Below are 26277 nucleotides of genomic sequence, written 5' to 3' on the forward strand. Positions count from 1 at the left end.
TTATGACTAGATACAGAATGAATCCGGGTGAATTACGGCATATAGTGACTTTTCAACGGAAATCAGAGGGTCAAGATAGTTATGGTGAGGGATCAGACGATTGGGTTAATGTTTTGAAAACGAGAGTGGCTATTTACCCGATCAGTGGCAAAGAGTTTTTTGCTGCAGAGAAGGTAAACAGCGAAGTGACCCATAAAGTCAACTTACGGTACATCCCGGGAATCACCTCTGACATGAGGATGAAATTGGGTGAGCGAGTTTTCGAATTAATTTCTCCACCCATTAACTTTCAAGAAAAAAATATCGAGCTTCAGTTGCTTTGCAAGGAGATTTTCTAATGGCAAAGAGGTCGGAAATTGTAGGGCTTAAGGAGCTTGAAAAAACAATCAAGCGACTTGGAAAACTACCTCAAAAGTGTGTGACAAAGGCTGCGCGAAAAGGAGCTAACATCGGCCTGAAAGCTGCCAGGCAGAATGCTCCGGTGGATGAAGGAAATCTGAAAAAAGCGCTTGTCCTAAAAGGCGAAAAGTCAAAAATCAAAGGAAAAAAAGTATATCAAATTACTTTTGACCCAAAGATGAACTATGTTCTGGTCAAAGAATCTAAAGCAGGTAAAAGATCATATTATCCTGCAAGCCAGGAATACGGATTTCAGACCGTCAACGGGGGATATATTCCCGGCTATAGGTATCTCAGGCATGCCGCGGAAGACAATAAAACGGCCATCGAGAAAGAGACAGTAAAAGTGCTTACCGATGAAATAGACAAGATAAAGTGAGGTGCTTTGTATGAACTTCGAGGAAGCTTTGAGGCAGGAATTGAGCGATATTGCCAGCTTGAACAATAAAGTCTATCCTCTTGTCGCTCCCGAGGGGACTGAGGCACCTTACGTTGTTTATGTCTCGAGTGAGGGCATCCAGGATAAGAGTTTCGATGGATACTTGCAAACTAGAACAGTTGATTTTGAGATGAATGTTTTTGCCGGCAAGTATTCCAACTTGAAAGCCTTGACCAAAGAGGTTATTGCGAAAATTGTCTCATTCCAAGGGCGGGAGATCGGCACACGTGGCCCGGTTATCCAAAATGTCACCTACCACAAACCGGTTGAAGCATACGACAAGGATACAAAGCTATATGTAAGTGTTTTTGATATTAAAGTGAAAATCTAGGAGGTATTTAAATGGCTAACTCCGCAATGGGAACAAAGCTTAAAAAAGGAACAACCGCTGTTGCTGAATTGACGAGCATAGGCGGGTTAGAACTGTCTGCAGATACGACAGAGACAACCACGCTAGATTCTCCTGACGGCTACCGCACTTTTACGCAGGGGTTAAAAGATGCCGGCGAGGTATCTATCAGTGGATATTTTGACCCGACAGCACACCAGGGACTTCTAACTGACTTCGAATCCGGGGCTGAAACGGCCTATACAATTGAATTCCCTTTTGGAGCTAAATGGGAGTTCAATGCAATCGTAACTGGGTATAGCACAGGGGCAGAAATGGAAGATAACGTTTCATTTGAATCTACTTTAAAAGTATCAGGGAAACCAAAACTAACTGTTGGCGCAGGCGCGTAAGACTAGGGATTTAATCTCTAGTCTTTTTTCAATTTGAGGAGGGAAATTATGGGCAAAAATGAAAGCAAAAATGATGTTGTAGTTATTCAGTTGGACAGGCCGCGCGAGGTACGCTTTGGCCACAAAGCGTTAAAAAAACTGACAGCTTTAACGGGCAAAGACTTAGAAAATTTTGATTTTGATGGAGCCGACCTTGGCGAGCTTGAAAAAATCATGCTGATCGGGTTGGAATACGATGCCAGGAAAAACAATGAAGTGCTGAAGCTTGAAGACATGGAGGATCTCCTTGACCAGGCTCCTAAATTCTCTGAAATTATGGAGAAGATGCAGGAAGCCTTCGAGGCGGCATTCGGTAGCGCGGAAGATGACGGAAAAAACGCTCAGGGGATTGCGGAGAAGAGCCAGTAAAATGGAACTGGGAAGAAAGCCTTGAATCCGCAATCCACATAGGCATCAGCATATCGGATTATAACGATATGACCCCCTACGAGTTAAGCGTGGCAATAAGAGTTTTTAAGGCAAAGAAAAAAAGTGAAATTGAAAATAATCTTATCGTTGCTTATTTTGGAGCTCGTTGGCAGCGGGTTGAAAAACTATCGTTTAAAGATTTGAAAGAAGCTGCAAAGCTGCTTAACGGCGACACAAAGCCAAAGCAGATGACCGCGGACGAAATGTATGCAGAGGTCAGGAAATTAAACGCTGCAATGGGCGGCGCAGTAAACGAAATAAGGGATTAAAAGAGCGGTGGATCACTGCTCTTTTTTATTTGGAAAGGCGGTGAATCGCCATAGCTATCGTAAGAAATTTAATGGTCCGTGCGGGGGCAGACTTTTCTGCACTTACCCGAGGAATGAAACAGGCACAAAGCCAGATCAATGGTTTTGGTAAGAATGTCAACCGCTCAATAAACGGCGTAGGCAGCACAGTAAGCAGAACTGTAAAAGGAATTGGTGCGGCACTTGCCAGTATCGGAGTCGGCATGGGCGTTGGCTCTGCCATAAAAGACGCCATGGAAACTGAAGCGGCCCTGCAACAGGTCCACCGGCAGATGGGAGAAAGCGCCAACGAGTTTACGAATTGGGCTAACAAGAGCGCCGGGGCATTCGGCATGGCCCGCAGCGAAGCGCTAAAATATGGAGCCGTGTACGGCAACCTGATAAGCGGCTTTTCTACCGGAACCGAGCAAACCTTCCAGCGTACCCAGGATCTTTTAAAGACGTCAGCAGTTGTTGCCTCATCTACCGGCCGAACTATGGAAGATGTCATGGAGCGGATCCGGAGCGGTTTGCTTGGGAACACCGAGGCCATCGAGGACCTGGGCATTAACGTGAATATCGCGATGATTGAGTCGACCAGGGCATTCCAACAATTCGCTAACGGGAAGTCCTGGCAGAAACTTGATTTTAATACGCAGCAGAATATCCGGCTTATGGCCATTATGGAGCAGGCTGCTACAAAGTATGGACTGGCCCTTAATCAAAACACAGCCACCAGCATGGCCATGTTTGTCGCGCAGCTGAAGAATATCAGGACATCCCTCGGAGAAGCCTTTCTACCACTCCTAAACACCGTATTGCCGGCGCTCACTGCGTTTGCGGCTAAAGTGGCGGACGTGATGGGCAAAGTCTCCATGTTCATGGCCGCGCTGTTCGGTAAGACGACAGTCGTAAAAACAGCAGTCGCCCAGGCGAACGCAATTAATCAGCAGGCGACAGCTACTGATAAACAAGCAGGGTCGGTAAAAGGACTCGGCAAAGCATTAAAAAAGACTGGTAAAGAGGCGGCGAAAGCAGCCAAGGCAAGCAGGGGAGTAGCCGGTTTCGATGAGATTAACCAGTTGGCGGATGATAAGGATGCCGCCGGTGCTTCAGGAGCTGGAGGCGGTGGAGCCGGCGGAGGCACAATGAGCGCGGCGATACCTGAGATCGATTCAGGAAATAGTGAAAACCGCATGCAAAAAATCGCCAAAAGCATCAAAGAATTGGCCAAAAGGTTCAGAGAATTATTAAAACCGATTGCCGAAGTTGGAAAGAAGGTCTGGCATGTCCTGAGAACTTATTTCCTCGAAAAAGTCGCCGGCATCCAGAAGTTTTGGGCAGAGAACTCCAAGCAACTCGGACAAGCCTGGAAGAACTTTTGGGGCATCCTTAAACCGATTCTGATGTTTATTGTCAAAATGATTTGGGAGGACCTGAAAGGCGCGATTGATGGAATCATCCGTTTTGTACAAGGCCTTATTAAAGTTTTCAGCGGGGTATTTACCGGCGACTTTAAAAAGGTATGGGAAGGGCTTAAGGATATATTCCTCGGAGGCGTAAAAGCGGTTTGGCACATCGTAAGCTTGCTTCTTGTCGGTAAAGTTCTTAAAGGCTTAAAACTCTTGGGCATAGGTCTGAAAACCTTACTTAAGAAACCAATTGCAGCTCTGACGGCAATTTGGAAGGGCGGACTTGGCGGCCTACAGAAAAATGCAAAATTCAGCCTAAATTATCTATTGTTTTTTATCAAAGGTAAATTTAAGGATTTACTTAAGGCATTTGGAACCATTGGCGGGAAACTTTGGAGCGGGCTGGCAAAATGGTTCTCCAGTTCGAGTGTAGGCAAGTTTTTTGCAAACAGTTTTAAAGCCATAGGGAATGCCCTTTCCGGAATCAAATCATCAATCGCTTCAAAAGCTGACGACATATGGAAAGCGATTAGAGGAAAGTTTGACGCAGTAGCTAATTGGTTCAAAGTCAATGTTGGTGATAAGATCACAGCCTCTTTAGCTAACGCTAAAAACTCAACTGTAAAAAAGGCTGATGAAATATGGGAAGCAATAAAAGGTAAGTTCTCAACAGTCTACAACTGGTTTAAAACAAATGTCGCTGACAGGATAACTTCCTCGATCGCTAATGTAAAAAGCGCTGCAGCTGCACGGGCAAATGACATCTGGAATGCCATTAAAGATAAGTTCCTAGCGGTTTACAATTGGTTTAAAACTAATGTCGGGGATAAAATCACCTCTTCCATCGCAAACGTAAAAAATACAGTGGCTACCCGGGCAGGCGAAATTTGGTCTGCTATTAAGGGTAAATTCGTCAGCATTTATGAATGGTTCAAAACGAACCTTGGCGACAAAATTCCACAAGCTATCTTGAATGTTAAAACCACAGTTCAAACCAGGGCCGGGGAAATCTGGACGGCAATCAGAGGCAAGTTTGTAGGAATTTATGATTGGTTCAAAGTAAATGTAGGTGACAAAATCCCACAAGCCATCAATAATGTGAAAACTGCTGTTGGCAACAAGGCAACCGAAGTATGGAATACGCTAAAAAGCAAGTTCACCAATGTCTACAGCTGGTTCAAGACAAATGTGGTTGATAAAATTTCTTCAGCTTTTAATACTATAAGGACGTCTTTTACAGACGGACTTACTAACGGCGTAAAGACACTATTAAATAAATTGATAGATGGCGTTAATGCCCCTATCAAAAATCTGAAGAACTTCTCTGTCATGGGCAAGAAGCCATTCTCAGGATTGCCTACCATCCCTAAGCTGGCAAAGGGCGGGATTACCAACGGTCCTACTCTTGCACTAGTAGGGGATAACCCAGGCGGTAAAGAGGTTGTTTCTCCACTTAACAAGCTCCAGGACCTCATTGCAGGCGCGGTAGGCAATGCAGTGATTGCTGCAAACCAGGTTAACAGGTCGAGCGGTTCAGGCTCAGGCGGGGACATTGTCCTGAACATCGACGGCCGGACGTTTGCCCGGATTGTAAATCCCCACTTGGAAAAAGAAAGCAAGCGCATGGGAACAAACATCAAAATAAAACCAATTTAAGGAGGCGGGTAAATGGCACTGATCAGCATAAGTGGGGTGAATTTACCCACTCCATCCGAATATGACGTTGGAATAATGGACTTGAGTAAAGCGGAGCGAAACGCCAAAGGAACGATGATTATCGAGCGGATTGCCACTAAGCGAAAAATCGAACTTGGTTGGTCCTTTTTGACTGGGGATGAATACAGCCGGATCCTTAACCTGGTTGACCCAGTATTTTTTCCTGTCACCTATTTTGACCCGAAAGCAAATGGTATGAGGACAGGCACTTTCTACGCCGGTGACCGCCAGGCCCCTATGATGATTTTTAAAAATGGCAAAGCTGACTGGAAAGACATTCAGTTTAGCTTGATAGAAAAGTAGGTGAGGCCATGTGGGAAGTAAGCAATAGATTTAAGGATGCAGTCTACGCGCCGATTCGTCAGATTAACGCTCGTATTTTCTTTACCTTATATGGCAGTACAAAGGAATACGGGGATGAAACGATTATCAGCTTTAACCTTTTAGAGGAGATGAGCACGATAAACGAGGCTCTTCCATCTAATGAACTCCGAGTAACCCTAGATAACACAGAAAGGGAATTCAATCTTCTTAACCTCGCTAAGATTCAGGAGATCATTGCGAGTCGACCGGAAGTGAAACTCGAACTTGGCATGGTTTTTGAGGATGACACTATCGAATGGGTGCCCATGGGAACCTACTATCTGGCCGAGTGGAAAAACGAGACAGCTGCCATGAGCATATCGCTTATCTGCAGGGATTACTTCGATATGCTAGCCCAAATCAGCTATAACAATACGAATGCGGATAATCTTTATAATTTGGCGGTGGATGTCCTCCAAAAAGCAGGGATATCAAACTATTCTGTTCATGAAAGCCTAAAGAAAATCACAACCATGGGGTTCAATGACCGAATTGATTCACGGACAGCCCTGCAGCATATTGGAATAGCTGCGAAGGCGGCTGTGTACCAGGATCGGACTGGCAGAATAGTCATTAATCCGTTTACGGCATTGGATGCGAGCAGCAACTATCTCACCTATTGTGGCCAGCCTTTTTATTTTGGCGGGGCTTATCCGTTGGTTACGAACGGGTTTGGAATGAAAAATATCGAATATGATCAAATGTTTGAAGAGCCGGAAATCTCCCTTGATAAGTCGATTTATGAGGTGGTTGTAAATGTATATGCATTCGGTGAAACCCGTGAAGTTGTCGTGGTCAACACTAGCATAAAGGGGAATTATGGTGAGTCGTTTTCAATCGACAATCCATTAATCAATACCGAGGCACATGCCCGGGAGGTTGCAGCGTGGATCATCAACGAAAGCAATTATAACGCCATCTATAAAACAGTGTGGAGGCAGAATCCAATTCTTGAATGTGCGGACGTTATCCTTGTTGAGGACAGTTTCGAGGCAAAAAAGCAGACAAGGATTTTCAGACAGGAATATGAGTACGAAGGCTATTTAAATGGGGTAACAGAAAGCCGAGGTGGAATTTAAATGGCTTACAGCAAGACAAACTGGAAAGATAGAGTCGTCGAGAAGCCGCTGACGTTTACTGTCCAGAATAACCCTGATGGTACAATAACCTTAATACCAGCTGAGGGACAGATAATTGAGGGCGGAACGCCTCTAACTGCATTAATCATGAATAATCTCGAAAAACAGTATGATGAGGCTGTTGCTTGGGTTAAAAAATATGGCATTGGTGGGAATGCTGGGGAGATTCCTGGGAATGACGCTAACAACATAACCGAATCTGGAAATTATATAGCGGCATTAACAGCAAATACACCATCAGATTTTGGGAGTATTATTCATATAGCTAGAAACAATGACGCCGGGCAAATATTTATTCCTACAGCAGGACTTTATACAATGTTAGTAAGAAGAAGAAACGGACCAACCTGGTCCGGCTGGCGCGAATTAATTACTGATATAGCCCCTACATGGACTAACCTACCCCTTCAAAACGGGGCGACTTCAAACGCCGGTTACCCTATCCAATATACAAAAATAGGTAACGAAGTGCGTTTGCGTGGAATGTTAAACGGAAACGTTCCAGCGGGGACAATATTCGGCACCTTGCCTGCAGGTTATAGGCCAGGCGCGCCTTATATGTATTTAACAACACATGACGGAACTATAGCGTTGACAGCAAAAATACACGTTGCGGCTAGTGGAGTTATGACACTATTGTCAAAAACCGGAGATACTCATGTGACATATGTTAATACGGACTTTATTACATGACAGTAGGAGGTTAATATATGATCGCGCACAAGTACGACACAAAAACAGGCGCATGGATGCCCGGAGAAGAATTACAGCTAAAGGAAGGGCAAGAGGTTCCAAAAGGTTTTACAAACAAACCCATTCCGCAACCAAACTGGAAGCCTGTATTTATAAACGGTGCATGGGTAGAAACTGCCACTGAAGAAGAAAAAAATCCAGCATTACCACCACCTGCTCTTTCAGAAGTGGAGCAATTGAGGTTAGAGAACGAAGCCTTACGTCAGCGGGATGCAAAAATGCAGGATGATATCAACTTTATTCTTGAAGCGATAGGAGGTTAATACATTGGCCGAGACATTACGGCAAAGACTTGTAAGAGGTTACGCTTATTCAATTTTCGTTGATGGGATGAGGACATTTTCAGGGACAAACGATTCATACCATCAGGAAATTAAACAGTATGCAGCTGAGAATTTCACCGTAGAACAGTTGGATAATGCACTGGCCAAAGGGTGGATCACTCAGCGGGAATATGATGATACTGTTGCATTGCGAATTACAGACCCTGAAGATCCGGCTATTATTCAAGTGTAAGTGCAGGATATTGCCCTCACCTTGTAGAATGCTGTGTGTAGGATTTTTATAAGGTGGAGGGGATGAATTAATTGAGTTTGACTAAAAGAGCTTTAGAAGAAGGTTTTGTTGGAGAAATCAAATGTAAAAGGCCATTATTAGATGTAGGGTTTCGTTTCAGTTATGATTTGAGCAATGTCAAAATCACTCACGGAGCTTGGGAAATTGTCTCTAATGAACAAGCACCTTTGTACAAGTGTAAAAGAGTGCTCAGGAACGGAAAAATATCTAAAGGTGAATCCTTAGAGAATCTCAGAAATTTCTACGAAGCAGAGATTTACAGAGTCCTTGAGGATAGAGGATCTTCGGATTCATAAACACTTTAATAAAAATATGAAGTTGAGAGCTGATAAAATCGGTTCTCTTTTTATTTGGCCAAAAAGGGAGAAATGAGAATGGAAAAATGGGAAGCCGTATACAAATTTGGCTTTACGACGGTTGGCGGAGTCTTTGGATATCTTTTTGGGGGGTGGTCTCCTTTGCTGCAGATCCTGCTTGCATTTGTCATCATTGATTATCTCACCGGGTTAATAGCGAGTGGGACGGAAGGAAAGTTAAGCAGTAAAATCGGTTTTCGCGGTATTGCTAAAAAGGTAATGATATTTTGCCTTATTGCAGTGGCGCACCTAGTGGATCGGGCACTTGGCGATGGAAACATGGTCAGGGATGCGTTAATCTTTTTTTATTTGGGCAATGAGTTGCTATCGATTATCGAAAACGCCGGGCGAACCGGGTTGCCGGTGCCGGACCAAATTAAGAGCGCGGTGGACGTGCTCAAGGGGAGAGTGAGCAAGTAATGAATAAACTGATTGTTGACATTTCTCATTGGCAGCCAACCAATAAAATAAACTGGGCACGTGCAGCATTGGAAGTCGCCCTATTTATCATCCGGGTCCAATATGGGTCCCTTAAGCATGACAGAGAATACAAGAACCACGTGGCCAACGCAAAGAAGCACGGCATCCCATTTGGGCATTATGCCTATGCCTTATTCCGGGATGTTGAGGATGCAAAGAGAGAAGCAAGGGACTTCCTGGCCAGGGCTGACAAGGACGCTAAATTCCTAGTCGTAGACGTCGAGGAGCAGACCTGCAAGAATCCAAAGGATATTGTGCCGGCCACCCAGGCATTTATTGATGTGTGTAAGGCGGCAGGGTGGAAGGTCGGCTTGTACACAGGTCACCACTTTTATAAACCACACAGAATGGATTTAGTCAAAGCAGATTTCGTCTGGATCCCGCGGTACGGCACAAATTCCGGCAAACCGGAGACAAAGCCAGCATACCCTTGTGATCTATGGCAATACACAGACAAGGGGCGTGTCAGTTGGTACAACGGATCGCTGGACTTAAACCTGCTGGCTGGTAGTAAAACATTGGAGTGGTTCATTGGGGCGCAAAAACCTGTGGCACCAAAGCCTCCGTCTAAGCCTATTGAAGCTGCCAAGCCGGGTGAGAAATATCCCGGTCACCTGATTAAAAAAGGCAACAAAGGGACTCTGGTAAAGAAGGTTCAAATAAAAGTCGGAGCTAAACCGGATGGCATTTTCGGACCTGAAACGGAGGCAAAAGTAAAAGCCTGGCAGAAGGCAAAGAAAATTAAGGTTGACGGTATCGTCGGTCCACAAACGTGGAGAGAAATGTTCTAATCAAAGCAAAAGCCCTTCCCAGTAAAACCGGGAGGGGCTTTTTAAATAACTAAAGGATTTCGTCCAAAAGTATTTTATCTTTAAACTTTTGATATTCTGAATATGCTTCATCGACATATTGTATTCCTTCTAAATCTAGAAAAGCCCCATCTAATGTAAGCCTTGTAATTTGGATAGAGTCAGGATAATTAGATATCTGTATCAATGAGTTTTCAGTAATATCAAAAGTGTAAACATTACCGCCAACCTGGACCGTTCCATCACCAAAACCTATAATTACCGCCAATTTTGCATTACTCAACCAGGTGATAAATTTGGGTATGTTTCCGCGCTCATCAGGTTTAACCAGCTCAGTAATGTATCCAGTTTCTAGATTATAAAGGTATAATGAGCCCCACTCCTCCCATTCCAAAGGAGAAATATAGGCGGCGAACTTTTCATCTGGTGAATATTCGGGTATTGAGGGAGAATTATCCGTAATAACTGTTTCTTTTCCTTTGCTGTCTACCTGGATAATTTCATTTCTGTTTTCATCAAAAATTAACTTATACACTATTGTCACTTCCTTCTGGCAATTCTCCTGTTAATAGTATGTTCTTTGTTTCAGGAAAGGCGTAAATGATTTCTTCAATTGCAGCTAAGGGTAGGGTAATTATTTTAAATGGTCTGCTTTTTTCAAGAAATTCCAAAAATTCGATTTGACTAGCCGTTGGATTCAGTGGAATAACTAATACCCAAAAATCAGGTGAATGTTGAGAAGCAGTATCAACTTCATTTGCTAAGGTCGTCGTACTGGGGAATCTTAACCATTTTTTACATTGAAAAATCCATTTTCTTTCATAGCCCATATTAAAAGGTAATTCTTCGTATGTATAGGCAACAACATCTCTTCCTTTATCGCCGCCGCCGCGCCCAAACCAATCACGATTTCTAAAATTAATCTTTGATAGAGTATAATGTACAAATTTCTCGAAATGGGAATGATCAACTTCTTTCCAGTTCATCGATAGTAGTGCCCCCCGTAAGTGTATTTAATTTATACTATCATTATTACATGAAATAGATAAACCCTCACCGACCGGGAGGGGCTTTTTTAGATTAACTTTTATGTCGGATATGTTTAGTCTTTTTTAAATACCAGGATTTAAGCATACGATGCAAGTCATCAGAGGCCTTGCTATTTATAGCCTTAAAAACATCCTCCACTACGATTGGCTTTCCCTCGATTGTATATCCACTATCATTCAAGTTTTTTGCAGTTTTAGCAGCGCTGTTTGTATAAGCGTATTCCACCAGCATCTTCTTTTCCAAAGTTGGGGTTTCGTAGTTCTCAACTAAATCAATGTAATAAGCCATTTTTGTAATTTCGTCTTTTGCCCTCTGGACCGTCATCATATTCCTCATAATATCCCTCCTGGTGACTCAATTCGACAGGAGTTAATATTTTCCTTGTGTCCGTTTTATGTCAAAATAAAAATCCCAAGCGATTGGGATTTTAAAACGGCAGGTTGTCCGTAGGGATGACATCCAGCTGCCTAACTTTATCGGTGATATCTTCAGTGTCTTCTAAAGTAACTCTAAACATTTCCAGTTTGTATAGTTCTTTCCTTAGCTGACGAAGGAAGTCAAAGGCTACTTCTTCCGGCCTCCTGCCTCGCAATGGAAAGATGCCACTGTTTTCTCCTTTGACCCCTAGACCTGAGATGTATTCAATTCTGATCAGGACGGATCGATAGTAATCCATGGTGAGAATCCTTTCTACTAAAACATTTGCTTGATAAATTTTTTATAGAACTTGTCATTCAGCTGGAGCAGGCTGCGGTTTCCGTCTTTAAACTCGATTGCAACCACATGGATGCCTTTTGATTTTGCGGATAGACCAGCTAGCCAGCCGACTGGGCCCAAGATAAGTCCTCCTACAAAAGCCCTTCCTACCGCGCTCACCGCGCTTTTCCGCTTTGTTTCATCTAACAATTCATACTCTTCAACATTGTCAGTATCCAATGGGACTGAGCTGAATACTCCCTTAATAACGCTTAGTGTGCCCGAAAGATTTGTAGTGATTTCACAGCCCTCATATTCACCTGCAATTACTTTGTTTTTTGCCATATTCTCTTCCCCCTTTTTAAACAGCATCATATAACTGAGCATATCATACGAGGAATTATTTGGTAAGATTCCTTTCAATCATAAACTGGTATTACCGGTAATACCATGTAGTAAGACGGGAAGGAGGGAAGCCGTGAGCAAAAACAAGGTGATTAAGCCTGTTTCATTTAATAAGACAAATGAGCAGGATATTAAAATGCTAGGCTACTTAGAGGGAAAGAACTTTAGCGGGTACGTAAAGGATCTCATTCAGGCGGATATCCAGCGTCGGGAATCGGCTCTGAAAGTCGTACAGAGGACCGGGGAGGGCGGTATAAAGATTGTGGTGGGGAGGTAATACCGCCCTCCTCCACCGTCCCCTACTGTTACAAAGTAACACGGTTGACACTGTCAATTGGCAAGAAAATTTCAAAAGGGAGGCCGAACAATGATAGAAGGGAAGGGGTTAGGCGGAAAGAAAGTGAACCGGGTAAACGTGTCTCTATCCAATGCTTGTAATCGAAAACTAAATCAGTTGGCCACAGCTTGCAACATGCGCCCGACCACCTTGGCAGGTCTGCTGGTTGAAAGGTGCCTGGATTCAGCTGACGTGATTGCCGACCTGCAGAGGGAGCATTGCCTCCACTCCGCTTATAAAATCATGCCGGTTAAAAGAGGTAGCGAGTTAGTTTACCTTTTGAACGACAACCGCAGGGAGGACTTCCGATGAGCTGGGTAAGCTTTTTGAGTGGTGCACTAGTCACAGCATTTGCCTACGGCTTGTTTATTGGCAGCGAGCAGGTTTCTGATCCAGAAGAGGATGAAGATGAATTAGAGGTCAGCGACTATTCCGGAAGGAACGTCACCCTGTCATGCCAGACCTGCCGGAAGTTAAAAAGACACAGGGAAGTACAGCCAAACCTGTACCAATGCTCAAAGTGTAAGCGCCAAGTGGATTTAAGAATATCATAACGATTGACCAAAATACTTATGCACTTCCATAACTTATGAGGGCAGAAAAGACGGCACAAGACAGCTGATTGGCATCACTCATAAAGTTCCCATTGTCATCGACTCCACGAACTTCATCTATTTTTTCCCCACTACATCGCCGAACCGGCCTGAATGCATTTGGATTTCCCATGAACATGTCCTGCACCACAGCAAAACAGCAAATGATGATACGTTGGTCACGTTCCAGAACAAGCAATCCTTTCCGATCCCAGTTTCTTTCAGTTCGTTCGAAAACCAGCTTCTTAGAACGGCACTGCTAAGAACGAAACTTATGCAGCGCATTGAGCAGATGGAGAGGAAGTCCTTCTACTTCCTGAATAGGCCGAGACGGCTCGAAGCATCTGAAAGAAAGCCGAACTATGGACATTACATGGATTACAGCAGCAGAGGTTAATCGCCGCTGTTTATTGGATGGGGCTGATGCCTGCCAAGGAAATAATACTCCATAAGCTCCTGCACTTTATTGCGGATACGCGGATTGAAGTAGTTATGGTACTCTTCGTAGCCTTTATAAAGAAACAGGAACATCGTAAAGGCATCATCCCGTTTTGTTTCCATCACTTTTAATTGATTTAGTTTCATATACGATTTCGCCCCGGCAAGTTCCTTCTGAACGATCTTCATCGTCTCCTCGACCAGTTCCTGATAAGGCTTCCTCAGCTTGAACGGGCTCCTTTCAATTACCGCAAGATCTCGGTTGAGGACTGTCAGGACCATCGGCAGATAGATGGCCTGCTCCATGATGTCCCGGTCTTTTTCAGGTATCCTCGTCATTGCTTCCTGGCTCCTTCCACAAAATAAATAGGAACAAATGTTCGTATTTATCATACGAAATTCCGGACTTAAAGGCAAGACCGGAATGCATGCTTCCGAATATTTTTAGGATATGCAAGAAAAGTCGCTATATAGGTTGAACTTAATTATTTCACCATTTAATTTGAAGAGTTGGTTGATGGGAGCTCAGGCATGTAGACTCCTCGAAAATGCTAACGCATTTCCTTCGTGTAAAGCCCATTCGAGGAAGTTGGTTGTCCTGCGGGATAGAGCAGCAAGGGGAGACCCCACAGGAGCTTTGCTCCGAGGAGGCTCCACTGATGCCCCGCGGAAAGCGAAATGCCCGGAGCGGAAATCAACCACCTTGTTCAAGTTTGATACCAATCTTTATTTCAACCTATATTAATAAAAAAATATAGAAGGAAAAACTATTTCCGGTGTCGAAATAATTTGGGAGCGAATTTTAGGAAGGTGGAAGTGGAATGGGATTTGAAGGAATAAAAGCAGAGCATTTATATGAACTAAAGTCAGTTGCGGACCCGCAGCTTTCACCTGATGGCACTGTCTGTGCTTATACGGAGACCGGGATATGCCAGGAAAAAGGCGAGTATTACTCAAATCTGTACACGGTTTCCACGGATGGCAAGGGAACGCCTGTCCAGTGGACTTTTGGCAAAAAGAAAAACCATTCGCCGCGCTGGTCGCCCGATGGGAAAAAGCTTGCGTTCGTCTCCAACAGGGATGGGAAAAATCAACTTTATCTCATCGGTGCTAACGGCGGGGAAGCGAGGAAACTGACTGACCTGGCTAAGGGTGCAGGTACTCCGCTCTGGTCGCCTGACGGCACGAAGCTTGCTTTCCAGGTAACCGTGAAAGCTGGTAAAAAAGCAACAGACAAAGAGGAAGAAAAGAAGAAGGATGACAAGCTGGAGCCGCTGATTGTCGAACAAATGAAGTACAAATCCGATGGGGCAGGCTTCTGGAAAGGTACATACAAACACATCGCAATAGTGGACGCCGGAACGGGCGAGGTCACCCAATTGACTGATGGTGACAATAACTTTTATCTCCATTGCTGGTCACCGGACGGAAAGACAATCGCAGCTGGAGCGGACTTTACTAGCGGGGACAAGGACGACTCCTTCCGCCTGGACCTTTGTTTTATCGAAGTTGACACAGGAAAGATTGACAAAGTCGAATCGGAACTTGATTACATCATGGATGCATCGTGGTCACCGGATGGCCGGACACTCGCCCTTACCTGCAGGAACAGGGAATTTGAAAATGCGACTCTGGCAAGAGTCTGGCTTTACGATCGGGAAACAGGCACATTCACTTGTGTGACAGAAGAACTCGACGCCACGGTTGGATCCGCCATGGCCGCCGACTTCCTGCAGGGCGCTTCTGACCCGGGAATTCTTTGGACCGATGACAGCAAGGGCTTTTATTTCATCGCCAGCGATCTGGGAAATACAGTTGTTTATTACGGGAACACGGACGGAGAGTTGTACCCGGCCCTCCTTGACAATCAATATGTGTATGGGCTGTCGCTTGACGCCAAAAACCAGCGGGCCGCAGTCGCAATCAGTCGACCGGATGAGCCGGGGGATTTGTATATGCTCTCAATAACCGATGGAGAATTAACAAGGCTCACTTCGGTCAATGAAGCATTTTTGCAAAATAAAACACTCTCCGTCCCTGAGGCAATCATCTTCGAAGCGGAGGACGGCACCGAACTGAATGGATGGATTATGCGTCCAGCCGAGTTCAAGGAAGGCGAAAAGTACCCGCTCATTCTTGAAATTCACGGAGGCCCGCACGCGATGTACGGAAACGCCTATATGAATGAATTCCAAATTCTCGCTTCAAGAGGCTATGCGGTCCTTTATATCAATCCGCGCGGAAGCCAAGGCTACGGGCAGGAATTCGTCAATGCTGTCCGTTCGGATTACGGCGGCGGGGATTACCGCGACCTGATGAAGGCAGTCGACTATGTGCTTGAAAACTATGACTTCATTGATGAGGAAAGGCTTGGGGTCACCGGCGGAAGCTACGGCGGCTTTATGACAAACTGGATTGTCGGCCATACGAACCGCTTCAAGGCCGCTGTCACCCAGCGTTCCATTTCCAACTGGCTCAGCTTTTACGGAGTGAGTGATATCGGCTACTATTTCACGGAATGGCAAATTGGAGCGGGGCTCGAGGACATTGAGAGGCTTTGGAAGCATTCGCCGCTTGCTTACGTGGAAAACGTTGAGACACCATTGCTGATCCTGCACAGCGAAAAGGATTACCGCTGTCCGATTGAACAGGCGGAACAGCTTTTTATTGCTTTGAAACGGCTGAAGAAAGAAACGAAATTCATTCGTTTTCCTGAGGAGAACCATGAACTTTCCAGAAGTGGGAGACCGAATTTAAGGGTTGACCGCCTCAATTTCATCGCCGATTGGTTCGACAAGTATTTAGGAAATAAAAATTAAACTGATCATTGCTGAAGGCCGCCATTGCGCGGCCTTTTTGCCGTCAGTCCCCCGAACTTCCACCTTTGTGTTTAGTAAATGGAATTGGAACCATAATGAAGGTATGGAGATTCTACGGGAATGGATGGGATGCATATGAGGTTTGAAGATAGGCGGAGAAGGAAAAAGCGGAAATGGATGAGTGTATTCGGAGGAGCCGTCCTGTTGGTCGCGGCCCTGGGAGCCTATTCAGCCTTCCAATACAATCAGGGAGTAAGGCAATCCGAGAAGTTGATAGGCGATCAGCCAAAGGCCGAGTATTCGTTCAACGGCCAAAAAGACCAGTATGGCGGGACAAACATCCTTTTACTTGGCAGCGATTCACGCGGCGACGAGCATGCAAGGGCCGATACAATTATGATTGCCCACTATCATCAAGGAAGAGGGACATATAAGCTGACTTCCATCATGAGGGACAGCTATGTGGATATTCCCGGTCATGGCAGGCATAAAATCAATAGTGCGTTTGCGTTTGGCGGACCCGATTTAATGAGGCGAACCATTAAGGAGAATTTCGGACTCGACCTTCAATATTATGCAATTGTCAGCTTTGAAGGATTTGTCCAGCTGATTGATGAAGCTTTTCCCGAAGGGGTGGAAATTGATGTTGAAAAACCGATGCATGAAAACATCGGGGTCAGCCTCGAACCCGGCCTTCAAAGACTTGATGGCAGGCATCTGCTCGGGTATGTCCGCTTCCGCCATGATGCCATCGGCGACTTTGGCCGGGTCAAGCGGCAGCAAAAGGTCGTTAAAAAAGTCGCTGGGGATCTGACAAGTTTTGAAAAACTGCCTAAGCTCCCTAAATTAATAGGTATTGTTGTCCCCTTTATCAATACAAATTTGGAAACAAATGATATGCTTTTTATGGCAAAAGGTTTTATCGGAAAAGACAGGGGAGCCATTGAAACGCTCCGCATCCCGGTGAATGGCAGCTACAGCGATAGAAGGATTGGCGGGGAAGGAGCCGTTCTGGCCATAGATGTCGAAAAAAACAGGCAGGCACTTCACCAATTTGTCCAAAATTAGCGAGGAGTAAGGACTTACTCTCCAACTAGTCTTTTAGGAAATTAGAAAATATGTCTCTGTAGATAACTAAAGACAAGTTGTTCTAATCCAGCTCCAGCGCCTAGCCCCTCGAGGTCATAAGCCATATCCCTCCGGAGGGCAGGCCCGTCCTCCGGGCTCCGTCTTATGCTGGTCGGGGCTGACCAAGGCGCTTGCGCTCTTTGTACCTTTATTACAGAATGATGTTATTTTGCTTCCTTAAGATTAAAATCGCCCCAAAAAGGATATAAAAAAAGAAGTTGCAATAAGGAGTTCCATATGGATGCCGAATTTCTGAAATCACTGTTTACACTTGACAATATTATGGACCTCATTCGGGAGTACAGGTCATTCGGGCCTATACCGGGGATTATTCTTCCGATGCTTGAAGCTTTCCTGCCGTTTTTGCCGCTGTTTATTTTTGTGATGGCAAATGCGAGCGCATTCGGCCTCTGGCTCGGCTTTCTATATTCCTGGCTCGGTGCCTGTATTGGTGCCATGCTGGTTTTTACTATTTTCAGACGCTATGGCCAAAGGCGTTTCCTGTCGTTCCTGCAAAAGCATCCCGCGGTCCGCAGGCTAATGAATTGGGTAGAGCGCCATGGATTTGGGCCGTTGTTTCTCATGCTGTGCTTCCCGTTTACACCATCAGCGGTTGTCAATATTGTCGCGGGCTTGTCCAAGGTCAGCATTAAGCAGTATATGCTCGCTGTCCTAGCGGGTAAGATGGTAATGATTTTTACCATCAGCTTTATCGGCTATGACCTCAGATCGCTTTTTACTCAGCCGATCAGGACGCTGGGCGTAATAGTGCTCATCTTTTTCCTATGGCTTGCCGGCAAACAAATCGAACGGAGATTGACGATTGCAACAGAAAAACGCTAATGAATTTGTCCGGGGGCGGTACGTTTGCAAGGTTGGAAAAAAGAAGCTTTTGAATGGACAAAGGCCTTCATGCTCGGAATCATTATTTTTATCCTGATCCGCTCGTTCTTTTTCGCCAATTATGTGGTCGAAGGAGAATCGATGATGCCGACATTGAAGGATGGGAACAAGCTTGTCGTCAACAAGATTGGCTATCACATAGGCAATTTGCACAGATTCGATGTCGTCGTTTTCCATGCGAATAAAAAAGAGGATTATGTCAAAAGAATTATCGGGCTTCCTGGAGATCAAATCGAATACAGGGATGACCGCTTGTTTATAAATGGCAAGGAGTTTGAGGAGCCCTATCTTGATATGTACAGGCAGAAAACGCCGGGCGTCCCCCTGACAGGGACATTCACCCTGGAAGAGCTGACAGGGGAAATGATGGTACCGGACGGGATGCTGTTCGTCATGGGAGACAATCGGCTTGAAAGCTGGGACAGCCGGCATTTCGGCTTCATCCCTGCAAAAGAGGTCGTCGGAAAAGTGAATCTCCTTTACTGGCCAATAAAAGATGTAGCCATATCGCCTTAAGAACCCTGATGAACCAAATCGGGGTTTTTTGTATTTGTATTTCCAAAGAGTGTCAAACTCAAAGCCAAACATTTGTGCCCTTTTTGTGGTAAAATAATTCATATGCTGTAAAAGGACGGAGGGTATCCGAATGTCGTTAAGAATGCTGATTGGAAGGGCCGGAAGCGGCAAAACGCTTACTTGCATCGAAGAAATCAAAAGCAGGCTGATTGACAGCCCTGAAGGACCGGCGATTATTTATCTCGTACCAGAACAAATGACGTTTCTGTCGGAATACCGATTAGCCACGGATGAATCAATCGGCGGAATGATCCGGGCCCAGGTGTACAGCTTTTCGCGCCTTGGCTGGCGGATTCTTCAGGAAACTGGCGGAGCAAGCCGGTATCATCTCAGTGAAGCCGGATTAAATATGCTGATCAGAAAAATTATCGATGAGAAAAAAGATGAGCTGCGCATATTCAAGCGTGCGGCCGATAAAAACGGATTTATCAATCAGGTTGAACAAATGCTGACTGAATTCAAAAGATATTGCATCGAACCGGAAACACTTGCCGAAAGCAGTGGCAATCTCAGCGGAGGCGGAAGGGTGGACAAATCGCTCGCTGATAAGATGCATGATCTCGAAATCATTTATAAACATTACGAAGAAGCGGTGGCTGGCAAATATATCAACTCGGGGGATTATTTTCAGCTTCTCGCCGAAAAAATTGCCGATTCAGCTTACCTCAAGGATGCTGAGATTTTCATTGATGGCTTTTACAGCTTTTCCCCGCAGGAATACAGGGTCATTAGCGAGCTTTTGAAAGTATGCAGAAGGGTGACGATTACCCTCACCCTTGATAAGCCATGCCCGGATATGGCTCCGGATGAGCTCCATCTGTTCAGGATGTCCGGCGAAACGTGCAAGAACCTATTCGATCTGGCGAGAAACGAAAAAATTGAAATGGAAGAACCGCACGTCCTTCGGGGCCAGAGGCGCTGGACGAATGAATCGCTCAGGCACATGGAAGCGTATTTCGATTCTAGGCCTGCCAGGCCATATGAGGGGGAAGCAGCCGTAACTCTTATTGAGGCTGCCAACCGGCGGGCCGAGGTTGAAGGAATTGCCAGGGAAATCAGAAGGCTGGCAAGGGAGAAGGGATACAGGTATAGGGATATTGCCCTGCTGATCCGCAATGGCCAGGAGTACCACGAGATTATTGAACCCGTTTTTTATGATTATGAGATTCCGTACTTTATAGATCAGAAGAGAACGATGCTGAACCACCCCCTAGTTGAATTAATCCGGTCTTCCCTTGAAACGGTGAACGGGAATTGGCGCTATGAACCTGTTTTCCGCGCCGTGAAAACCGAGCTCCTGTTTCCTCCTGCCGGCAATGCCGCAAGGATGAGGAGGCAGATGGACAAACTTGAAAATTATGTGCTGTCCCATGGAATCCAGGGGCGGAAATGGACAGGAAAAGAGCGCTGGAAATACAGGCGGGTACGCGGATTGGAATTCATATCCCGAGTCCAGACAGATGAGGAAATCAGGATGGAACAGGAATTGAACGAGCTCCGGCTGATTATTTCCACGCCATTAATGAGATTGTCGAGACGGCTGAAAAAGGCTCAATCCGGAAAGAAAATGTGTGAGGCTCTTTACCTTTTCCTTGAGGAACTGGATATCCCCGCAAAGCTGGAAGCATTGAAAGCTGAAGCAGAAGAAGAAGGAAACCTTATTAAAGGCCGGGAGCATAGCCAAGTGTGGAATGCGGTTATCGACCTGCTTGATCAGTATGTCGAATTGCTTGGCGAGGAGGAAGCGACTCCAAAGCAATTCGCATCCATCCTGGACGCGGGGCTGGAGTCACTCGAGTTTTCACTTGTACCGCCGGCGATTGACCAAGTGATGGTCGCGAACCTCGACAAGTCCCGGCTTGCTGAAATTAAAGTTGCGTTTGTCGTCGGCCTGAACGAAGGAGTCCTTCCGGCAAAGATTGGCGAGGATGGCATTCTTGGAGATGCAGAAAGAGCGCTTCTTTCGGCAGCTGGGCTGAAAATTGCGCCTGGCAGCACGGAGAGGCTGCTTGATGAGGATTTTATTGCCTATAAGGCATTCGTGACGCCGGCCGATGCGCTTTATGTCAGTTACCCGCTCGCCAATACCGAAGGGAAATCGCTCATTCCATCCTCCTATATTAAAAGAATGAAAGACTTGTTCCCGGACGGCAGGGAGGCGGGCGCCTCGGCCGACCCGGCCGATTCGAACGAGGAGGGCCAGATTTCTTTTGTCAGCAATAAAGGAACTGCGCTGTCATTCCTGACCTCGCAGCTCCAGCAAAAGCAGAGGAACTATCCAATTTATTCCTTCTGGTGGGATGTGTACAATTATTTCGCAGGGAACCCTGAGTTAAGGGGCAAAGCGGGGATGGTCCTTTCCAGCCTTTTCTATACAAACAGGACAGTGAAACTGCCTGAAGAAATCGCCGAAGAACTATATGGCGAGGATATTCAAGGCAGCGTTTCACGGATGGAACTGTTCAACAGTTGTCCGTTCTCGCATTATATCCAGCACGGCCTGAAATTGCGCGACCGCCAAATCTATAAGCTCGAGGCGCCTGACATTGGCGAACTATTCCATGCGGCGCTAAAATATATTGCTGATACAGTGAATGAGCAAAACATTTCCTGGGCGCGTTTGTCCCGGAAGGAATGTGAAAATCTCGCCAGGCAGGCGGTTGAAGCCATTGCACCACGGCTTCAGAATGAAGTTCTTCTCAGCTCGGACAGGCACCATTACATTAAACGAAAGCTTGAACAAATCATAACGAGAGCATCCATCGTACTCAGTGAACATTCGAAACTAAGCGATTTTGAACCAGTCGGCCTCGAGGTTGGCTTCGGGAGGGGCGGGGAGCTGCCGCCGCTGTCCTTCAGGCTGAAAAATGGTGCGAGGATGGAACTAGCTGGAAGAATCGACCGGATTGACAGCGGGGAAGGGAAAAACGGCGAGCTTTATTTGCGGGTGATCGATTACAAGTCGAGCAGCAAAGGGCTGAACCTGACAGAGGTTTATTACGGAATCGCCCTCCAAGTATTGACTTATCTCGATATTGCGATTTCCAATTCCTCCGTCCTTGTTGAAAAACAGGCTGATCCAGCTGGTGTGTTTTATTTCCATGTCCATAACCCGATGATCAATACAGTAAAACGGCTGTCCGAAGAGGAAATTGAACAGGAAATCCTGAAGAAGTTCAAAATGAGCGGACTAGTCCTCGAGGATGAGGATGTTATCAAGCTGATGGACAGGAGCCTGGAAAGCGGGGAGTCGCAAATCATTTCCGCCGGCTTCAAGAAGGATGGCTCGCTGACAAAGGCTTCGAAAACGGCATCCGCCGAAGAAATTGAAGACCTGAGGAAATTTGTGCGTAAAGTGTACGAAGATACCGGAAATGCGATTATCAGCGGGGAAGTCGGAATTGACCCTTACAGGCTAAAAGATAAAAACCCTTGTACTTTTTGTTCGTTCAAGCCAGTTTGCCAATTCGACGAATCCATTGATGGCAGCAAATATCGGAGGCTCGCCCCGCAAAATGATAAGGAAGCGCTCGAGCTGATCAGGAAGGAGGTCCGGGAACATGAATAAAATACAGATTCCGCAGATGCCAAAAGGGCTTAAATGGACGAGTGACCAGTGGAAAGCCATTATGGCGAAGGAAACGGATATTCTTGTAGCCGCGGCCGCCGGATCAGGAAAAACGGCCGTCCTCGTCGAACGGATCATCCAGAAAATCCTCTCGGCCGATGAACCGGTCGATGTGGATCAGCTTCTCGTTGTAACATTTACAAACGCATCGGCAGCGGAAATGCGGAACCGTATCGGCGAGGCGCTCGAAAAAGCGATAAATGAAGATCCTGATTCGCGCCATTTGCGCAGGCAGCTGAGCCTGTTGAATAAAGCATCCATCTCAACCCTGCATTCATTTTGCCTGGATGTTGTCAGGAAATACTACTATCTAATTGATGTTGACCCTGGTTTCCGGATTGCCGATCAAACGGAGGCCCAGCTTTTAAGGGATGAGGTCATGGACACGCTAATGGAAGAGGAATACGGGACAAAGGGAAATGAACCATTCTTCCGCCTTGTTGACACGTTTACCTCCGACAGGACCGATGAAGCCCTTCAGGAAATAACAATGGCTTTATATGATTTTGCCAGATCGAATCCGAATCCCGGCAAATACCTCGATGGGATTGTAGCGATGTACGATACAGCAGGAATTTCGAAAATAGATGACCTGCCATTTATCGGCGCTCTCCGTTTCGATGTGGAATTGCAGTTGAAAAGCGCTAGGCAGTTCATTGAAAAAGCGCTCGCAACAGCCATGCTTCCCGACGGGCCGGCTGCGTATGCGGAGGCTTTGACAAGCGACCATAACTTGCTTGATGGCCTTTTGGCAGCGAGGAACTCATGGGAAACTTTATACGCGGCCATGCAAAATATAAAATTCGTGAATGCAGCGGCCATCCGGAAGGGCCAATGCGATGAGGAATTGAAGAAAAAAGCCGCCAAGCTTCGTGATAAGGCGAAAAAGATCGTCAATGGCCTCGCCTCCGAATTGTTTTCAAGGAAGCCGGAAAGCTTCCTGCGCGATATGGAAGAAATGAAACCGGTCATTGAAACATTGACAGGGCTTGTCCGGAAATTTGCAGTCAGGTTCGAAGCGGCCAAAAGGGAAAGGGGAATAGTTGACTTTTCCGACCTTGAACATTATTGCTTAGACATTCTTGTACAGTCTGAAGAGGAAACGGGGACATTGACTCCGTCCGCCGCGGCTTTGTCGTACCGGGATCAATTCCGCGAAGTGCTTGTCGACGAATACCAGGACACGAATATGGTCCAGGAAACGATTCTGGGGCTAGTTTCCGGCGGCTTCGGCGAGTACGGCAATCTGTTTATGGTAGGCGATGTAAAGCAGTCGATATACCGATTCCGGCTGGCTGAACCGAACCTTTTTCTTGGAAAGTACAACCGGTTTTCAAAAGATGATCCAGAAGAAGGGCTAAGGATCGACTTGGCCAAAAACTTCAGAAGCAGAAAAGAAGTCCTTGATGCGACCAACTATTTATTCCGGCAAATCATGGGAGTAAAAGTGGGCGAAATTGAATACAGTGAGGATGCTGAACTGAAGCCGGGGGCGGACTATCCCGCCGAGGAATTCCCGGTCGAGCTCCTTATCATTGATCAGGGGACAAACGCCGAAGCGGATGATGCCGCCGAGGCGGAAGCCGAGAGCGATGTGCTAGATGCCGAAGAGCTGGAACAGTCCCAGCTTGAGGCTCGGACCATTGCTGCCAGGATAAAAGAGATGATATCAGCCGGGAAACCGGTATACGAGGCCAAAACAAAAACATCACGGCCCGTCCGTTACCGGGATATTGTAATTCTGCTTCGGTCCATGACCTGGGCACCGCAAATTATGGAAGAATTCAAGCAGCAGGGCCTGCCAATCTATGCCGACCTTTCAACAGGCTATTTCCAGGCAACCGAAGTCACGATCATGATGTCGCTCCTTCGGGTCATCGACAACCCATATCAGGATGTCCCGCTGGCCGCTGTCCTCAGGTCACCGCTTTTGGGGCTTGATGAGGAAGAACTGGCCTTTATCAAAATCCAGGATAAAAAAGGTGCGTTCTGGGACAGCGTCATCGCCTTTTGCAAAAAAACTGCGCCGCCGGAGCGGGAAGAGCTCCATGAAAAAATCTGCCGGTTCAGCGAACAGTTGGAAGAATGGCGTTCCCTCGCAAGACAGGGATCCCTTTCTGAACTCATTTGGCAGCTATACCGCGATACCGGATTTTATGATTTTGCTGGCGGACTGCCAGGCGGAAAGCAGCGCCAGGCCAATCTACGCGCCCTTTATGACAGGGGCAGGCAGTATGAGGAAACCTCCTTTAGGGGCCTGTTCCGCTTCCTCCGTTTCATTGAAAGGATGACAGAGCGGGGCGACGACCTTGGAGCCGCAAGGGCGCTTGGTGAACAGGAGGATGTTGTCCGCATCATGACGATCCACTCAAGCAAGGGGCTTGAATTCCCTGTTGTTTTCATCGCGGGGTTGGCAAGGAATTTCAACCTGATGGATATACGGAAGCCATATATGCTCGATAAGGAATTCGGCTTCGCGGCAAAATATATCAATCCGGAAAAAAGAATCACTTATCCTTCCCTTCCGCAGCTTGCTTTCAAGAGGAAGAAAAGGATGGAAATGCTCGCCGAAGAAATGCGCGTCCTGTATGTAGCTATGACCCGCGCCAAGGAAAAACTTTATATGCTGGCAACCTTGAAGGACGCGGAAAAGAAGCTAAGCCAATGGGAGGATCTACCTGGCCACCGTGACTGGCTGCTGGAAGATGCGGATCGCGCGGCTGCGTTAGGTTATTTTGACTGGATTGCCCCTGCCCTTGTCCGCCATCAAGATGGGAGCATCATGAGAAGGGGGACTGAGGGTGCCAATATTCCCGCTGAAATATTCAGTGATGGCTCCCATTGGAAGGTCACCATGCTTCAGGCGGAAGATATAAGAGGTACCGAAACCGCAGAAACCGCCGGCGACAGCCTGCTTGAATATGTACAGGACATGCTGCCGGTGCCTGAGACTTCGGAGCGGGAAGCAGAAATTCTTGAAAGGCTGAACTGGGAGTACCATTATCGGGATGCTGCGACCCATAGGGCGAAGCAGACTGTTTCCGACATGAAACGGAACCGCGAATTGGTCGATGAAGAAAGTGGCACTGATCTTGTAAAGAAAACGAGGAAGGCCATCCTGGACAGGCCAAGATTCATGCAGGAGAAAGCGCTCAGCCCGGCAGAAAGGGGAACAGCGCTCCATGCGGTCATGCAGCATGTCGATCTTACCGGGCCGGTTACAGATGATTCCATTCGTTTGCTGGCCCGCCAAATGGTTGATGCCGAACTTTTGACAGAGGAACAAATGGAGGCTGTAGAACCAAAGCTGATTGTCAGCTTTTTTGAGTCGGAACTCGGGCGCAGGCTTCTCTCTGCAAAAAAGGTCCAAAGGGAAGTGCCTTTCACCGCATCCATTTCCTCAAAAGAAGTGTACCCGGACTGGAAGGATGAAAATGAACAAATCTTCATCCAGGGGATAATTGACTGCCTTTTCGAGGATCAGGACGGTCTTGTCATGATCGATTTTAAATCCGACCAGATTACCGGGCGTTTTTACAGCGGCTTTGAAGGTGCGGCGCCAATATTGGAGGAACGCTACAGGCTCCAGATTGACTTGTATACGAGAGCGCTCGAGAAAATCTGGAGGCGGCGCGTCGATGATCGATATTTATTTTTCTTTGATGGCGCCCATATATTGAAGCTGGAACGGGATAAGTAATAGATAAGTGAAATTCAGAAAAACAAAAATACAGGAAAAAGACATGAACGGGCGAAAGCTCTGGTT

General features: G+C 46.3%; 31 protein-coding genes. 25 read left to right on the plus strand and 6 right to left on the minus strand.

Going from position 1 to position 26277, the window contains the following annotated elements:
- Positions 1 to 2: 2 nt before the first annotated feature.
- The 15 genes from BN1002_RS04095 to BN1002_RS04165 all read left to right on the plus strand — a co-directional run bounded on the left by BN1002_RS04095 (position 3) and on the right by BN1002_RS04165 (position 9920).
- Complete coding sequence (locus BN1002_RS04095; RefSeq protein ID WP_048823740.1) at positions 3 to 338, plus strand: phage head closure protein; 336 nt, start codon at positions 3 to 5, stop codon at positions 336 to 338.
- Positions 338 to 778: an HK97-gp10 family putative phage morphogenesis protein gene (locus BN1002_RS04100; RefSeq protein ID WP_048823741.1), complete on the plus strand. Its 441-nt coding sequence runs from the start codon at positions 338 to 340 to the stop codon at positions 776 to 778. The genes BN1002_RS04095 and BN1002_RS04100 overlap by 1 nt, the downstream gene beginning before the upstream one ends.
- Before the next feature lie 10 nt (positions 779 to 788).
- The gene (gp17, locus tag BN1002_RS04105) at positions 789 to 1169 is read left to right on the plus strand and encodes a tail completion protein gp17 (protein ID WP_048823742.1); all 381 of its coding nucleotides are present in this window, start codon (positions 789 to 791) and stop codon (positions 1167 to 1169) included.
- Between the two features lie 11 nt (positions 1170 to 1180).
- The gene (locus BN1002_RS04110; protein ID WP_052445611.1) at positions 1181 to 1579 is read left to right on the plus strand and encodes a phage tail tube protein; all 399 of its coding nucleotides are present in this window, start codon (positions 1181 to 1183) and stop codon (positions 1577 to 1579) included.
- Positions 1580 to 1627: 48 nt separating this feature from the next.
- A complete protein-coding gene (locus tag BN1002_RS04115; protein WP_048823743.1) occupies positions 1628 to 1987 on the plus strand; it encodes a hypothetical protein in 360 nt (119 codons plus the stop codon).
- An 89-nt stretch (positions 1988 to 2076) separates the two neighbouring features.
- Positions 2077 to 2316, plus strand: coding sequence for a hypothetical protein (locus BN1002_RS04120; RefSeq protein WP_048823744.1), 240 nt, complete (start codon positions 2077 to 2079; stop codon positions 2314 to 2316).
- A gap of 113 nt (positions 2317 to 2429) precedes the next feature.
- Positions 2430 to 5402, plus strand: a complete 2973-nt coding sequence (locus BN1002_RS23145; RefSeq protein WP_148362726.1) for a phage tail family protein — start codon at positions 2430 to 2432, stop codon at positions 5400 to 5402.
- Between the two features lie 12 nt (positions 5403 to 5414).
- The gene (locus BN1002_RS04130; RefSeq protein ID WP_231574971.1) at positions 5415 to 5765 is read left to right on the plus strand and encodes a DUF6711 family protein; all 351 of its coding nucleotides are present in this window, start codon (positions 5415 to 5417) and stop codon (positions 5763 to 5765) included.
- An 8-nt stretch (positions 5766 to 5773) separates the two neighbouring features.
- Positions 5774 to 6904, plus strand: coding sequence for a hypothetical protein (locus BN1002_RS04135; protein ID WP_048823745.1), 1131 nt, complete (start codon positions 5774 to 5776; stop codon positions 6902 to 6904).
- Positions 6905 to 7657, plus strand: a complete 753-nt coding sequence (locus tag BN1002_RS04140) for a pyocin knob domain-containing protein (RefSeq protein WP_048823746.1) — start codon at positions 6905 to 6907, stop codon at positions 7655 to 7657. It abuts the gene before it with no gap.
- Between the two features lie 17 nt (positions 7658 to 7674).
- Positions 7675 to 7980 (plus strand): hypothetical protein, encoded by a 306-nt coding sequence (locus tag BN1002_RS04145; RefSeq protein ID WP_048823747.1) that lies wholly within the window; start codon positions 7675 to 7677, stop codon positions 7978 to 7980.
- Positions 7981 to 7984: 4 nt separating this feature from the next.
- Positions 7985 to 8233, plus strand: a complete 249-nt coding sequence (locus BN1002_RS04150; RefSeq protein WP_082036125.1) for a hypothetical protein — start codon at positions 7985 to 7987, stop codon at positions 8231 to 8233.
- Positions 8234 to 8304: 71 nt separating this feature from the next.
- The gene (locus tag BN1002_RS04155; protein ID WP_048823748.1) at positions 8305 to 8589 is read left to right on the plus strand and encodes a hypothetical protein; all 285 of its coding nucleotides are present in this window, start codon (positions 8305 to 8307) and stop codon (positions 8587 to 8589) included.
- Between the two features lie 78 nt (positions 8590 to 8667).
- Positions 8668 to 9069 (plus strand): phage holin family protein, encoded by a 402-nt coding sequence (locus tag BN1002_RS04160; protein WP_048823749.1) that lies wholly within the window; start codon positions 8668 to 8670, stop codon positions 9067 to 9069.
- Positions 9069 to 9920: a GH25 family lysozyme gene (locus BN1002_RS04165; RefSeq protein WP_052445612.1), complete on the plus strand. Its 852-nt coding sequence runs from the start codon at positions 9069 to 9071 to the stop codon at positions 9918 to 9920. The genes BN1002_RS04160 and BN1002_RS04165 overlap by 1 nt, the downstream gene beginning before the upstream one ends.
- Positions 9921 to 9969: 49 nt before the next feature.
- Here the strand turns inward: BN1002_RS04165 and BN1002_RS04170 are convergent, their stop codons facing one another.
- The 5 genes from BN1002_RS04170 to BN1002_RS04190 form a co-directional block, all read right to left on the minus strand.
- Positions 9970 to 10473 (minus strand): DUF4652 domain-containing protein, encoded by a 504-nt coding sequence (locus BN1002_RS04170; RefSeq protein ID WP_048823750.1) that lies wholly within the window; start codon positions 10471 to 10473, stop codon positions 9970 to 9972.
- Complete coding sequence (locus tag BN1002_RS04175; RefSeq protein ID WP_048823751.1) at positions 10466 to 10924, minus strand: hypothetical protein; 459 nt, start codon at positions 10922 to 10924, stop codon at positions 10466 to 10468. Before BN1002_RS04175 ends, BN1002_RS04170 begins: the two co-directional genes overlap by 8 nt.
- Positions 10925 to 11018: 94 nt before the next feature.
- Complete coding sequence (locus BN1002_RS04180; protein WP_048823752.1) at positions 11019 to 11324, minus strand: hypothetical protein; 306 nt, start codon at positions 11322 to 11324, stop codon at positions 11019 to 11021.
- A 91-nt stretch (positions 11325 to 11415) separates the two neighbouring features.
- Positions 11416 to 11664, minus strand: coding sequence for a hypothetical protein (locus BN1002_RS04185; protein ID WP_048823753.1), 249 nt, complete (start codon positions 11662 to 11664; stop codon positions 11416 to 11418).
- Between the two features lie 17 nt (positions 11665 to 11681).
- Positions 11682 to 12029, minus strand: a complete 348-nt coding sequence (locus BN1002_RS04190) for a hypothetical protein (protein ID WP_048823754.1) — start codon at positions 12027 to 12029, stop codon at positions 11682 to 11684.
- A 133-nt stretch (positions 12030 to 12162) separates the two neighbouring features.
- Here BN1002_RS04190 and BN1002_RS04195 point away from each other — a divergent pair, with 133 nt between their 5' ends.
- The 4 genes from BN1002_RS04195 (at position 12163) to BN1002_RS23150 (ending at position 13416) form a co-directional block, all read left to right on the plus strand.
- Positions 12163 to 12366, plus strand: a complete 204-nt coding sequence (locus BN1002_RS04195; protein WP_048823755.1) for a hypothetical protein — start codon at positions 12163 to 12165, stop codon at positions 12364 to 12366.
- Positions 12367 to 12456: 90 nt separating this feature from the next.
- Positions 12457 to 12738, plus strand: a complete 282-nt coding sequence (locus BN1002_RS04200; protein ID WP_048823756.1) for a hypothetical protein — start codon at positions 12457 to 12459, stop codon at positions 12736 to 12738.
- A complete protein-coding gene (locus BN1002_RS04205) occupies positions 12735 to 12980 on the plus strand; it encodes a hypothetical protein (protein WP_048823757.1) in 246 nt (81 codons plus the stop codon). The genes BN1002_RS04200 and BN1002_RS04205 overlap by 4 nt, the downstream gene beginning before the upstream one ends.
- Before the next feature lie 28 nt (positions 12981 to 13008).
- Positions 13009 to 13416, plus strand: coding sequence for a competence protein ComK (locus BN1002_RS23150; RefSeq protein WP_082036126.1), 408 nt, complete (start codon positions 13009 to 13011; stop codon positions 13414 to 13416).
- Here the strand turns inward: BN1002_RS23150 and BN1002_RS04210 are convergent.
- A complete protein-coding gene (locus tag BN1002_RS04210) occupies positions 13413 to 13796 on the minus strand; it encodes a YhjD family protein (protein ID WP_048823758.1) in 384 nt (127 codons plus the stop codon). The genes BN1002_RS23150 and BN1002_RS04210 overlap by 4 nt on opposite strands.
- Positions 13797 to 14278: 482 nt before the next feature.
- Between BN1002_RS04210 and BN1002_RS04215 the strand changes: the two genes are divergently transcribed.
- The 6 genes from BN1002_RS04215 (at position 14279) to addA (ending at position 26211) form a co-directional block, all read left to right on the plus strand.
- Positions 14279 to 16276, plus strand: coding sequence for a S9 family peptidase (locus tag BN1002_RS04215; protein WP_048823759.1), 1998 nt, complete (start codon positions 14279 to 14281; stop codon positions 16274 to 16276).
- 135 nt (positions 16277 to 16411) lie between these two features.
- A complete protein-coding gene (locus BN1002_RS04220) occupies positions 16412 to 17344 on the plus strand; it encodes an LCP family protein (protein ID WP_082036347.1) in 933 nt (310 codons plus the stop codon).
- Positions 17345 to 17641: 297 nt separating this feature from the next.
- Positions 17642 to 18247, plus strand: a complete 606-nt coding sequence (locus tag BN1002_RS04225) for a TVP38/TMEM64 family protein (RefSeq protein WP_048823761.1) — start codon at positions 17642 to 17644, stop codon at positions 18245 to 18247.
- Between the two features lie 24 nt (positions 18248 to 18271).
- A complete protein-coding gene (gene lepB / locus BN1002_RS04230) occupies positions 18272 to 18823 on the plus strand; it encodes a signal peptidase I (RefSeq protein ID WP_269429781.1) in 552 nt (183 codons plus the stop codon).
- A 130-nt stretch (positions 18824 to 18953) separates the two neighbouring features.
- Positions 18954 to 22451 carry a helicase-exonuclease AddAB subunit AddB gene (gene addB / locus BN1002_RS04235; protein ID WP_048823762.1) on the plus strand — a complete coding sequence of 1166 codons (3498 nt, stop codon included), beginning with the start codon at positions 18954 to 18956 and terminating at the stop codon, positions 22449 to 22451.
- Positions 22444 to 26211, plus strand: coding sequence for a helicase-exonuclease AddAB subunit AddA (gene addA, locus BN1002_RS04240; RefSeq protein WP_048823763.1), 3768 nt, complete (start codon positions 22444 to 22446; stop codon positions 26209 to 26211). The genes addB and addA overlap by 8 nt, the downstream gene beginning before the upstream one ends.
- The last annotated feature ends 66 nt before the right edge of the window (positions 26212 to 26277 follow it).

Source organism: Bacillus sp. B-jedd, assembly GCF_000821085.1.
In the GTDB taxonomy this organism is placed as follows: Bacteria; Bacillota; Bacilli; order Bacillales; family Cytobacillaceae; genus Bacillus_D.

Coding starts and splice junctions, on each gene's coding strand:
- BN1002_RS04095 (WP_048823740.1), top strand. CDS start 3: ATGACTAGATACAGAATGAATCCGGGTGAATTACGGCATATAGTGACT.
- BN1002_RS04100 (WP_048823741.1), top strand. CDS start 338: ATGGCAAAGAGGTCGGAAATTGTAGGGCTTAAGGAGCTTGAAAAAACA.
- gp17 (WP_048823742.1), top strand. CDS start 789: ATGAACTTCGAGGAAGCTTTGAGGCAGGAATTGAGCGATATTGCCAGC.
- BN1002_RS04110 (WP_052445611.1), top strand. CDS start 1,181: ATGGCTAACTCCGCAATGGGAACAAAGCTTAAAAAAGGAACAACCGCT.
- BN1002_RS04115 (WP_048823743.1), top strand. CDS start 1,628: ATGGGCAAAAATGAAAGCAAAAATGATGTTGTAGTTATTCAGTTGGAC.
- BN1002_RS23145 (WP_148362726.1), top strand. CDS start 2,430: ATGAAACAGGCACAAAGCCAGATCAATGGTTTTGGTAAGAATGTCAAC.
- BN1002_RS04130 (WP_231574971.1), top strand. CDS start 5,415: ATGGCACTGATCAGCATAAGTGGGGTGAATTTACCCACTCCATCCGAA.
- BN1002_RS04135 (WP_048823745.1), top strand. CDS start 5,774: ATGTGGGAAGTAAGCAATAGATTTAAGGATGCAGTCTACGCGCCGATT.
- BN1002_RS04140 (WP_048823746.1), top strand. CDS start 6,905: ATGGCTTACAGCAAGACAAACTGGAAAGATAGAGTCGTCGAGAAGCCG.
- BN1002_RS04145 (WP_048823747.1), top strand. CDS start 7,675: ATGATCGCGCACAAGTACGACACAAAAACAGGCGCATGGATGCCCGGA.
- BN1002_RS04160 (WP_048823749.1), top strand. CDS start 8,668: ATGGAAAAATGGGAAGCCGTATACAAATTTGGCTTTACGACGGTTGGC.
- BN1002_RS04165 (WP_052445612.1), top strand. CDS start 9,069: ATGAATAAACTGATTGTTGACATTTCTCATTGGCAGCCAACCAATAAA.
- BN1002_RS04175 (WP_048823751.1), bottom strand. CDS start 10,924: ATGAACTGGAAAGAAGTTGATCATTCCCATTTCGAGAAATTTGTACAT.
- BN1002_RS04180 (WP_048823752.1), bottom strand. CDS start 11,324: ATGAGGAATATGATGACGGTCCAGAGGGCAAAAGACGAAATTACAAAA.
- BN1002_RS04185 (WP_048823753.1), bottom strand. CDS start 11,664: ATGGATTACTATCGATCCGTCCTGATCAGAATTGAATACATCTCAGGT.
- BN1002_RS04190 (WP_048823754.1), bottom strand. CDS start 12,029: ATGGCAAAAAACAAAGTAATTGCAGGTGAATATGAGGGCTGTGAAATC.
- BN1002_RS04200 (WP_048823756.1), top strand. CDS start 12,457: ATGATAGAAGGGAAGGGGTTAGGCGGAAAGAAAGTGAACCGGGTAAAC.
- BN1002_RS04205 (WP_048823757.1), top strand. CDS start 12,735: ATGAGCTGGGTAAGCTTTTTGAGTGGTGCACTAGTCACAGCATTTGCC.
- BN1002_RS04210 (WP_048823758.1), bottom strand. CDS start 13,796: ATGACGAGGATACCTGAAAAAGACCGGGACATCATGGAGCAGGCCATC.
- BN1002_RS04215 (WP_048823759.1), top strand. CDS start 14,279: ATGGGATTTGAAGGAATAAAAGCAGAGCATTTATATGAACTAAAGTCA.
- BN1002_RS04220 (WP_082036347.1), top strand. CDS start 16,412: ATGAGGTTTGAAGATAGGCGGAGAAGGAAAAAGCGGAAATGGATGAGT.
- BN1002_RS04225 (WP_048823761.1), top strand. CDS start 17,642: ATGGATGCCGAATTTCTGAAATCACTGTTTACACTTGACAATATTATG.
- addB (WP_048823762.1), top strand. CDS start 18,954: ATGTCGTTAAGAATGCTGATTGGAAGGGCCGGAAGCGGCAAAACGCTT.
- addA (WP_048823763.1), top strand. CDS start 22,444: ATGAATAAAATACAGATTCCGCAGATGCCAAAAGGGCTTAAATGGACG.